The following is an 8,016-nucleotide window of genomic DNA, read 5'->3' on the forward strand; positions in this document are numbered from 1 at the left end:
GTGCACCTCGTGCGCAAGCCCAGTGTCCCCGCGTGGGCAATGTCTGCGGCGATGGCTATCGGAATGATCGCGGTGCACATGTTGGTGATGGAGTCGGCGTCAGATCAGGTAGCGCACTCGCACGAACTTCTCGCTGCGCCCGTTACCGCGGCGCACTCGATGTCCGGAGCCATGCAGGTGACCTTGGCTGTGGCGTTCCTCGAAGTCATCGTTGCCGTTGGCCGACTGTGGTCGATCACCTCGATCGACCCTCGCTTTCTGTACGGCGACAACTGAAGTCGCCGTGCACCGTTCTATCGCAGGAGTGACAATGAATAGCGCAATCGATTTCTTGTATCTGTCCGAACTCGACATGATCGCTGCAGGCGTCACCGACATGGCCGCTTGCGTCGACGCGATGCAGGAGACGTTCGTGCTCCTGCACAAGGGCGACTATCGGATGGCAGGGCCCAACAGCGACTCGCACGGTGCGATGATCACATTTCCCGACGAACCACGCTTCCCGACGATGCCGAAGAATGCCGCCGACCGCCGGTTCATGGCCATGCCTGCGTACCTCGGCGGAAGCTTCGGTACCAGTGGCATGAAGTGGTACGGCTCCAACACCGACAACCGCGCCAAGGGCCTTCCTCGTTCCATTCTGATGTTCATGCTCAACGACACCGAAACCGGTGCCCCCTTGGCGCTCATGTCCGCGAACCTGCTCTCCGCGTATCGAACCGGTGCTGTGCCCGGCGTCGGAGCTCGCTTGCTCGCACGTCCCGATTCGCGTGTAGTAGGCATCGCCGGACCCGGCGTCATGGCGCGCACCTCACTGGCGGCGTTCGTCGCCGCATGTCCGAACATCGACACGGTCAAGATCAAGGGCCGCGGACGCGACAGCCTGGACGCGTTCACGGCCTGGGTCGACGACGAGTTTCCCAACATTCGCACTGTCATCGAGGTCGACACCGTGGAAGAGACGGTCCGCGGCAGCGATATCGTCACCTTCTGTACCACGGGTACGCCCGGTGACCCGTCGACATACCCCACTGTGTTGCGGGAATGGGTCAAACCCGGTGCTTTTCTGAGCATGCCCGCGATGTGCAACATCGACGAGGCAATGCAGGCAGGAGACGTACGCAAGGTCGTCGACAACGTCCGTCTTTACCAAGCCTGGGCAGAGGAAACCGGATCGCCCTCGCACAACACGATCCCGATCATCGGATGCAAGTTCATGGACATGATCGAGGACGGATCGATGAGGGCAGACGACCTCGTCGATCTCGGAGCGATCGCCGCAGGCGAAGCCCCGGGCCGGAGAACAGAGGACGAGATCGTGCTGTTCTCGGTCGGCGGAATGCCAGTGGAGGATGTCGCGTGGGGAACCGTGGTCTACCGCAACGCCGTTGCGCAGGGGATCGGTACGACGCTGAACCTGTGGTCCACTCCCGCGTTGGCGTGACCACACTTCGATCGACAACACACAACAGAGAGGTTTGCACATGCATGCGGACGTAGTAGTCATCGGATTGGGCAGTGTCGGTTCGATGACGTTGTGGCAGCTGGCAAAGCGCGGTGTCGACGTTGTCGGAGTCGAACAATTCGGGATCGGTCACACTCGGGGGTCGTACTCGGGTGATTCGCGCCTGTTCCGGACCGCCGTCCACGAAGGACCGCGTTATGTTCCGCTTCTGCAACGATCACGAGAGCTATGGTTCGAACTTCAACACGAGTCCGGACGCCACCTTTACGACGAGTGCGGCGCGCTACAAATCGGCGAAGCCGGATCTGGGAGCCTGGCCAAGTCGATCGCCTCGGCCGAACAGTTCGACCTACCGCACGAGATCCTCGACGCCGCAGCCCTACGCGCCCGCTACCCCCAGCACCGGATCGATGACAACACGGTCGCGCTTCTCGACCACCACGCCGGCAGCCTTTCCCCCGAGGCAAGCGTGATGGCCGCGGTCGAGGCCGCCACCGAGCGAGGCGCACGGGTGCTCACGAACGCCGAGGTCACGGACTTCGACGAGGTCGACGGGCGCCTGAAGCTCAGCACACCTCAGGGCGAGATCACGTGCAACAAAGTCGTGGTGGCCACCGGCTCGTGGACGCTCAAACTGCGGCCCGACCTCGCAGGATTCCTGTCGATCATTCCACTGTCGTTGACCTGGTTCATGCCGCGCCACCCAGAACAGTTCCGGTCGGACCGGTTCCCGGTCTTCGTACGCGACCATGACGGGGTGCACCTTTACGGCACACCGAGCCACGATTCGTACAGCGTCAAAATTGCCACCGAACCACTGTGGCCGGCCGTTGCCTCACCCGACGACATCCCAGAATTCAGCCGCGCCGACATCCTCAGGATTGGCAAGTGGGCGGCGGCGTTCTTCTCGGACCTCAACCCCGAACCAGTGCGCTACTCGATGCACCACGAACTGTGCACCCCCAGCGACCTACCCCTCATCGACCTCGACGAGGACACCGGGATGCTGCTGCTCACTGCTCTATCGGGGCGCGGGTTCAAATTTGCGCCGGTATTCGGTGAGATCGCCGCCGACCTCGTCACCGGGCAGTCCAACGACCTTTACGATCCTGCTTTCGCGCTTGCTGCCCACCGCCGGTGAGGCACACCTGACCACTTCGTCGACGGGATCGACAATGTGTTTGACCAGACCCGTAGTGAACGAACTTTCTCGCCGATCACCGTCGAGGGCAATGTTCATTACGCGTATGCATTCCGTCCCTCGGCGGAGCTGGGGAAGTTTGCGGAGTACCTCGGTGCACGACAACTAGCGCTACACCATCTCGTGCCAGCAGAGCCTCCGGTCGAAAGATGGCAGGCCGCGCAGATCGGCTATTCCGGGGTATTCCATGTCGGTAAAGACCTGAACGCGATCAACTTTCGAGCCTGAAGGGTCCTCGGTACCACTTTCCGCAGGACCATGACGCTGCCGTCCGCAGTTGGAACATTCGGAGCGAAGTTGCACGGTCGCTGATAGCCAGATAGCCTTCCTACCTATCGTTAGGAAGTTTCACTGGCGATGTGTGACTCGCCCGTAACGGCGTCTGTTCTACCTGTCCTCCAGGAGAAGAAAGTGACCAGCTCGACCGCGACTCGTACCGGAGTCGGTTTCACGGTGGCCCTCGCCCTCGTGACGGTACTGGGGCCATCCGGCACCGATATGTACCTTTCATCGCTACCCGACATTGCCTCGGAATTCAGCGTTCCCGCCTCTACCGTCCAGCTCACGCTGACGGTCTTCCTATTCGCGATGGGAGCAGGCCAGCTCATTTTCGGCCCTATCGTGGACGCATACGGCCGTCGGCGCGCGATGCTGACAGGTATCGCAGGATTCGTGCTGACCTCGCTCTGGGCAGCGTCGGCGTCCGGCGCGACCGCGCTGATATCTGCGCGTTTCCTGCAAGGGCTTTGTGCCGCAGTTACATTGGTGGTCGTCATCAGCATGGTGCGCGACGTCGCCGTCGGGGTGCGGGCGGCACAGCTCTTCGCGCTGCTGATGACTATCGAAGGCCTGGCTCCTGTGCTCGCCCCGACCGTCGGCGGGTTCGTCGATTCCGCATTCGGCTGGCGCGCGGTGCTTCTTGTGCTGGCAGCGATGGGTGTCGTTGCCTTCGCCGCCGCCGCAATACGCTTGAAAGAAACCCTACCCAACGAGGCTCGCACGCCACTGCGGCCCGCGAACGTTGTCGGTACCTACTGGCGCATCGCCCGCGATGCGAATTTCCTAATTCCTGCACTGGGGCTGTCGTCGGTGTTCTTCGTGCTCTTCGGATACATCGGTGGGGCCACCTTCGTCTACCAGGACCGCTTCGGTCTCGGCGCAGACATTTTCGGGCTTGTATTCGGCGCTACCGGACTCGCAGTGATGGTCGGCGCAATCATCGCGGGACGGGCGGTAGCAAAGTACGGCGCGGCGCGACTGGCATTGGCCGGCGCAGTTCTGTTGGTCGCGGGTATGACGGTCGCACTCGCATCCGGCGCCACGGCCGTCGGACTGCCCGGTATCCTCGCCGGAATGTTTCTCGCTCTCATCGGCGTCGGCATCGGCGAATCGACGTTGATGGCGTTGACCATGGCGTCACAGACGATTTCTCTGGGATCTACCGCAGCACTACTGGGAGCGTTCCAGCTCATGATTTCCTCCGCTGCCACCCCGCTTGCCGGCGCACTCGCCGAAAAGGGCGCAGTGCCGTGGCTGCTGCTCCTCGTAGGATCCTCGGTAATCTCCCTTGCTGTGGTCTGGATCGGGGCTCGTCGCGCCCCGGACAACATCACGGACATGGCCGCACACTGATCCGACTTCACCCGACACACCATCAGCACACAGGAGGCGGCGATGACAACGATGTCCGCGTCAGCGGAACGCATTTGCGCCGTCGCCGTCTCCCACTTCGCCGAGCACGGCTACGACGGTTCCTCACTCAACACCATCGCTACCGCGGCCGGTATGAGAAAGCCTTCCCTGTACGCCCATTTCGCGAGCAAAGACGCATTGTTCCTGGCAGCCTTTTTTGCTGCGTGCGCTGCCGAACGCGATTTCATCGCAACGTGTTTCGGCAATGCCGACGAGGACGCGGCACCCGGCGAAGTATTCGTCATGGCACTCGAACAGCGGTACAGAACATCCGAGCAGCTGCGAATGCTGTTGCGGTGCGCCTACGTTCCACCCGCCGCCCACCGTGATCGAATCGTCGACGAGTTCGTCGGCATCCATCGTGCCATCGGGGACGAGTTCGACGAACAAGTTCGGAACGGCAAAGCGCGACATGCGCAACTTTCGACCAATCGGATCGGCGACCTGACCGAGATGTACCTCGGCGTGGTGGACAGTCTGCACGTGGAATTGATGTACGGCACCGCGCGCAGCTTCGAACGCCGCCGCGACGCCATGTGGTCGATGTTCAGAGGCACTCTCGTTACCGCAGCCGTGACACCATGAATTCGTACCAGAAAGCACACACAATGTCCGCGTCACAGTCAGACCTGTTCACACCGCTAACCTTCGGCACAACCCACGCTCTCAACAGAGTCGTGATGGCTCCCATGACGCGATCGCGGGCTGCCCAGCCCGGGGACACCCCGACCCGGGACACCGCCGAGTACTACGCCCAGCGGGCCTCCGCCGGCTTGATCGTCACCGAGGGAACGAACATCTCTCCGGAGGGCAAGGGTTATTCCTTGACACCCGGCATCTGGAGCGATGAGCAAACTATCGCGTGGAAAGTCGTCACTGACGCTGTCCACCACGCTGGCGGGCGCATCTTCTGTCAGCTGTGGCACGTGGGCCGGATCAGCAACCGGGCAGCGTCCGGAACCCAACCGGTCGCGCCCAGCGCGATAACAGCCCCGGGTATTTCAGTGTGGGTTGCCCGCCAGGACGGCACCTCGGGTATGGCCGCGTGCGAAGAACCTCGCGAGATGGACGCCGGCGACATCACCCGCGTCGTGAATGACTACGCGGCCGCAGCCGCCAACGCCCTCCGTGCCGGGTTCGACGGCGTCGAACTACACGGCGCGAACGGATACCTCATCGACCAATTTCTTCGCTCCACTACGAACTTCCGTACGGACTCCTACGGCGGCGACCGACAACGTCGGACCCAATTTCTGATCGACGTTGTCGATGCTGTCAGCCGAGTCGTCGGCCCCGGCCGCGTAGGCGTTCGGCTGTCCCCGTTCGTCGACTTTCCCGACACCAGGGATCCGGAGATTTGGGACACGACATTGACGGCCGCATCGCGCTTGTGTGCGGCGGGGATCGCATACCTCCATATCGCCGAATCCGACGTCGATGCCACAAGCACCTGGGACATCACCGACGACTGGCGACAGTCCCTTCGTGCCGCATTTTCTGGACCGATCATCGTTGCGCACAACTACAACCGCGAGACCGCAACCGCCATCATCGCGACCGGACTGGCCGACGCAGTCGCGTTCGGACGGCCTTACATCGCCAACCCAGACCTAGTGGAACGATTCCGCAGCGGATATCCCCTCAGCACAAGCCGACACGAAACCTGGTACGGGGGAACCGCTGTCGGCTACACGGATTACCCCCGCTTCCAAAGGAATTAGCGCGTCGACCGACTCGTACATCCAGCCCTCGACTCGCACCCGATCACGGACCGCCGACGAACCGGTTCATCGCAACGGACCGAGGCGCACTCACCGTGGCCGCTGTGCGGCACCACCTAGGCGCACAATGACACCTCGATCGAGATAAGGACGACCACATGAACACACCGCTGGGCGGTCCCAACGCATCGATAGATACAGCACCACAGTCGGTCACGCGCGAGAACATCATCGACGAACTGACCTGGCGCGGATTGATTGCGCAGTCCACCGACCTGGACGAGATGAGGAAGGCCACGTCGGGTGGTCCGATCACTCTTTATGCCGGTTTCGACCCGACAGGGCCGAGCCTTCACGCTGGTCACCTCGTTCCGTTGCTGGCTCTTCGTCGGTTCCAAAGGGCCGGACATCGACCCATCGTGATGGCAGGCGGGGCGACGGGCATGATCGGCGATCCGCGGGATGTCGGCGAACGCGTCATGAACTCCTCCGAGACGGTCCGCGATTGGGCCGACCGTATCCGCGCGCAGCTCGAACGGTTCGTCGACTTCGACGACAGTCCGACCGGAGCGGTCGTCGAGAACAATGTGGAGTGGACCGCGGGACTGACGGCTATCGACTTCCTGCGAGATATCGGCAAACATTTTTCGGTCAACGTGATGCTCGCGCGGGACACGGTCAAGACCCGTCTCGCGGCAGACGGGATGTCGTACACGGAGTTCAGCTACATGCTGCTGCAGGCGAACGACTACGTGCAGCTTCGCCGGAGCTACGGATGCACACTTCAGATCGGCGGCTCCGATCAGTGGGGGAATATCGTCGCGGGTATCGAGCTGAACAGGCGCGTCGACGCCCGGTCCGTCCACGGTATGACTGTGCCGTTGGTGACGTCGGCCGACGGTAAGAAGTTCGGTAAGTCCACCGGTGGTGGGAGCTTGTGGCTCGATCCCGAGATGACCAGTCCGTACGCCTGGTACCAGTACTTCGTGAATACCGGTGATGCGGATGTCGTCAGATACCTGCGGTGGTTCACGTTCCTGAGCCGGGACGAGTTGGCGGAGCTGGAGGAGGCGACGCGCGAACGGCCTCACGCGCGCGAGGGGCAGAGGCGTTTGGCCGCGGAGATGACGACGCTCGTTCATGGGGAGGCCAACACCCGAGCGGTGGAGCTGGCCAGCAAAGCCCTGTTCGGGCGGGCGGAGCTGGCGGAGCTCGACGAAGCCACGCTGGCAGCTGCGCTGCAAGAGACCTCCGTTGTCGATGTTGCGGCAGGCGAGTTGCCGACCATCGTCGATCTTCTTGTTGTGACCGGGTTGTGTGAAAGCAAAAGCGCGGCCCGCCGCGCAGTGAAAGAGGGTGGTGCGTCGGTGAACAACCAGAAGGTCTCCGACGAGGAGTGGACGCCCTCCGCGGATGGACTCCTGCATGGACGGTGGTTGGTGGTTCGTCGCGGCAAAAGGAACTTCGCAGGCGTACGAATCGGATCGTGATTCGGTAGATCGCTGAAGTGTCGCGAGTCACATTCGTGTGATTTGTAGTCGGGGGTGGGTAATCGCCCGACACGACGGGCCGCCACCTCGGCGTTTGCCTCCCAGGGATCTAGGCGACCTGGGGATTTGACGCGTTGTTTTCCGGGGCGTAACTTTGTCCAAGTCAGAGCGACACGGACACCGACTCCCGCCGAGAGGCGATGGAGACGGACGGAACGCGTTCGCTCGGAAAATCCGATACGAAGGCCACGCGGTCGTCGTGTCGGGTGGTCCCGAAGATTGGGTCTTGACTCGGTCTGAAAGATTGGTTAGGCTGGAACGGTTGCCCCAGACTCCGCGAGGTCAAAGTTTTCGTGGTGGTGTGGTGTGTGCGTGTTCTTTGAGAACTCAACAGTGTGTCGATGAATGTCAGTGCCGAATTTATTTTGGTGAAGCATTCGATGTATC

The 8,016-nt window shown here is 62.0% G+C and carries 7 protein-coding genes; all 7 read left to right on the forward strand.

The genetic code is table 11. The features are described from left to right. Window positions 1-276: hypothetical protein (locus WBQ44_RS00100; protein ID WP_495564703.1), on the forward strand; the 276-nt coding region annotated here is incomplete at its 5' end. A 34-nt stretch (window positions 277-310) separates the two neighbouring features. Continuing rightward, window positions 311-1,444 (forward strand): ornithine cyclodeaminase family protein, encoded by a 1,134-nt coding sequence (locus tag WBQ44_RS00105; protein WP_495564704.1) that lies wholly within the window; start codon window positions 311-313, stop codon window positions 1,442-1,444. Window positions 1,445-1,484: 40 nt separating this feature from the next. Then, entirely contained in the window at window positions 1,485-2,606 is a 1,122-nt protein-coding gene (gene solA, locus WBQ44_RS00110; RefSeq protein ID WP_495564705.1) for an N-methyl-L-tryptophan oxidase, read from the forward strand. Between the two features lie 471 nt (window positions 2,607-3,077). Further along, window positions 3,078-4,298 carry a multidrug effflux MFS transporter gene (locus tag WBQ44_RS00115; RefSeq protein ID WP_495564706.1) on the forward strand — a complete coding sequence of 407 codons (1,221 nt, stop codon included), beginning with the start codon at window positions 3,078-3,080 and terminating at the stop codon, window positions 4,296-4,298. A gap of 42 nt (window positions 4,299-4,340) precedes the next feature. Continuing rightward, the gene (locus tag WBQ44_RS00120) at window positions 4,341-4,943 is read left to right on the forward strand and encodes a TetR/AcrR family transcriptional regulator (protein WP_495564707.1); all 603 of its coding nucleotides are present in this window, start codon (window positions 4,341-4,343) and stop codon (window positions 4,941-4,943) included. 23 nt (window positions 4,944-4,966) lie between these two features. After that, on the forward strand, window positions 4,967-6,079 hold the full coding sequence (locus WBQ44_RS00125; RefSeq protein WP_495564708.1) for an alkene reductase: 1,113 nt from the start codon (window positions 4,967-4,969) through the stop codon (window positions 6,077-6,079). Window positions 6,080-6,237: 158 nt separating this feature from the next. After that, window positions 6,238-7,569, forward strand: coding sequence for a tyrosine--tRNA ligase (gene tyrS, locus WBQ44_RS00130; protein ID WP_495564709.1), 1,332 nt, complete (start codon window positions 6,238-6,240; stop codon window positions 7,567-7,569). The last annotated feature ends 447 nt before the right edge of the window (window positions 7,570-8,016 follow it).

The sequence above is a fragment of the Rhodococcus sp. (in: high G+C Gram-positive bacteria) genome (genome assembly GCF_049591685.1).
Taxonomy (GTDB): domain Bacteria; phylum Actinomycetota; class Actinomycetes; order Mycobacteriales; family Mycobacteriaceae; genus Rhodococcoides.

Coding starts and splice junctions, on each gene's coding strand:
- solA (WP_495564705.1), top strand. CDS start 1,485: ATGCATGCGGACGTAGTAGTCATCGGATTGGGCAGTGTCGGTTCGATG.
- WBQ44_RS00125 (WP_495564708.1), top strand. CDS start 4,967: ATGTCCGCGTCACAGTCAGACCTGTTCACACCGCTAACCTTCGGCACA.
- WBQ44_RS00105 (WP_495564704.1), top strand. CDS start 311: ATGAATAGCGCAATCGATTTCTTGTATCTGTCCGAACTCGACATGATC.
- tyrS (WP_495564709.1), top strand. CDS start 6,238: ATGAACACACCGCTGGGCGGTCCCAACGCATCGATAGATACAGCACCA.
- WBQ44_RS00120 (WP_495564707.1), top strand. CDS start 4,341: ATGACAACGATGTCCGCGTCAGCGGAACGCATTTGCGCCGTCGCCGTC.